Consider the following 2,251-nt stretch of genomic DNA (forward strand, 5'->3'; position numbering starts at 1 on the left):
TCCTTGATGGCGGGGCGATGGACGTGAAATCTCGTTGATGCGGGCGATGGTGCCGGAGATGGAACGGATGGCTCCGACCGCTTCCTGCGTTGCACTCTGGACGGCACCGATTTGTGAATTGATCTCTTCCGTTGCTTTCGCCGTTTGGTTGGCAAGGCTTTTCACCTCGCTCGCCACCACGGCGAAGCCCTTGCCGGTTCGCCGGCGCGGGCCGCCTCGATGGTGGCGTTCAGGGCCAGCAGGTTCGTCTGGCTGGCGATGTCGTGGATCAGCTTCACCACCTGCCCGATGCGGCTGGCCGCGTCGGCGAGACCCTGCACGGTCGCATTGGTCCGCTCGGCTTCTGTCATCGCGGCACTGGCGATGGAAGCCGACCGGGTCACCTGTTGGCTGATCTCGCCAATGGATGCAGTCAGCTCCTCCGCAGCCGCGGCGACAGTCTGGATGTTGATCGATGCCTCTTCGGCGGCGGCGGCCACCTGGGTCGATTGTGTGCTGGTGATTTCCGCCGTCCGGTTCATCGCCTGCGCGGTGCCTTGAAGTTGCTGGGCGGCACTCGCCACCGCCTGCACGACCCCCTTGACCTCGCGTTCGAAGCTGTCGGCTGTGCTTCCCAGTTCCCGTGCGATGATGGCTGCAGTGTTCAGGTCGATAAAGACAGAGGTGGCAAGGTCCATGTCCAGGAACACCGCCTTGTTGATGGCCTGGAGAAGTTGTGACAGCTTTTCCGGTTTCTTGCGATGGATCTGGGTCGCCAGTTCGATCAGCTTGTTCAGGGTGAAGCAATAGGCACCGGTGTACCAGCGCGGCTCCAGCCCGATGCGCTGGTGGGTCTGGCCGATCTTCAGAACCTGAGTGACATAGGCCTCGTCGAAGGTGCCGGTGAAGACGTTGCGCAGCCAATGTTGCTTTTGCAGATCGCGTGCACGGCCGGTCACCGTGGGGTTTGCCAGCATCGCTGCCATTTGCGGCACGGTGCGCAGATAGCTGTAGAATTCGTCGAGAATCGAATCGATGCGCTGTGCCAAATGGGGCTGAAACTCTCGCAATGCCGCCTTTGTTGCCTCGTCGATGCGCAGGAAGGTTATGCGGTCGATAACCGATTGAGTCTGGGCAGCGTGCGACATGGAGCCCCTCTCCCATTTGAGATATGACCAGCGTACCGGCTATTACTGAAAATGCAATCTTTCCCGTAGTGCGAACATCATGGGCCTGGGTCCTCATCCCTGAATCCGCCATTTTGTCACAGGGCATCACTGTGAGCGCTGCAAAACCAAAAAAGACATCCAAGGATTGCACTATAGTTTGCATACGAAAAAAGCCGACGGAGCCAAGGGCGCCGCCGGCGTTGAAGTGACAGGTCTGGAGGCAACAGGCAGGCCGATGGCCTGCGGCAAAAATGCGGGAACCGGCTGCACGGCCCCGCATAGGACCCGCTCGATCAATGACCGGACGGGCTAGAGTTATTCGTGTCAGCCACGCTTCAAGCGGTTTCGCTTGAGGCCGATGGCTCCCCCGGCCGGGTCAGGCCACCATGGGCGTCGCCGGACGGCGCAAGGCCTGGGCCGCGCTCAACACCGCCTTCTGGAGCTTTTCAAAGGCCCGAACTTCGATCTGTCGCACACGCTCGCGCGAAACCGAGAATTGCTGGCTCAGCGCCTCCAGCGTCGAAGGATCGTCCTTCAGCCGGCGCTCGAACAGGATACGGCGTTCACGGGCGTCCAACCGGTCGAGCGCCTGGCCGACGAGCCGTCGCCGCAGCGCCAGTTCGTCGGCATCGGCCAGCATGGTGTCCTGGGTAGGCCGGTCGTCGGCCAGCAGTTCCAGCCAGTTGGTCTCGCCGTCGGTCGACAGGGTGGCGTCGAGCGAGCTGTCGTTGGCGGCCAGGCGGCGGTTCATCTCCACAACCTCGGTTTCCGGTACGTCCAGCTCGGCGGCAATGGTCGCCACGGTCTCCGGCGACAGGTCGCCCTGTTCCAATTCGGCCATCTGGCTTTTCAGGCGGCGCAGGTTGAAGAACAGCTTCTTCTGCGCGGCGGTCGTCCCCATCTTCACCAGCGACCAGCTGTGCAGGATATATTCCTGGATCGCGGCGCGGATCCACCAGGTGGCGTAAGTCGCAAAGCGGAAACCGCGCTGCGGATCGAATTTCTGGGCCGCCTGCATCAGTCCGACATTTGCTTCGGCGACCAGATCGACCAGCGGAAAGGCGTAGCCGCCGAAACCGCGGGCAATCTTGATGACGAGGCGG

General features: G+C 61.8%; 1 protein-coding gene and 1 pseudogene. Both read right to left on the reverse strand.

Annotated features, from left to right (window positions below; all coding sequences use genetic code 11):
• Positions 1 to 1,127, reverse strand: a pseudogene (locus I71_RS28410) (protoglobin domain-containing protein); the annotation flags it as partial.
• A 397-nt stretch (positions 1,128 to 1,524) separates the two neighbouring features.
• Positions 1,525 to 2,251 (reverse strand): RNA polymerase factor sigma-32 (locus I71_RS28415; RefSeq protein WP_042702145.1); only part of this gene is annotated, 727 nt, incomplete at its 5' end.

Source organism: Azospirillum sp. B506 (genome assembly GCF_000333595.1).
In the GTDB taxonomy this organism is placed as follows: Bacteria; Pseudomonadota; Alphaproteobacteria; order Azospirillales; family Azospirillaceae; genus Azospirillum.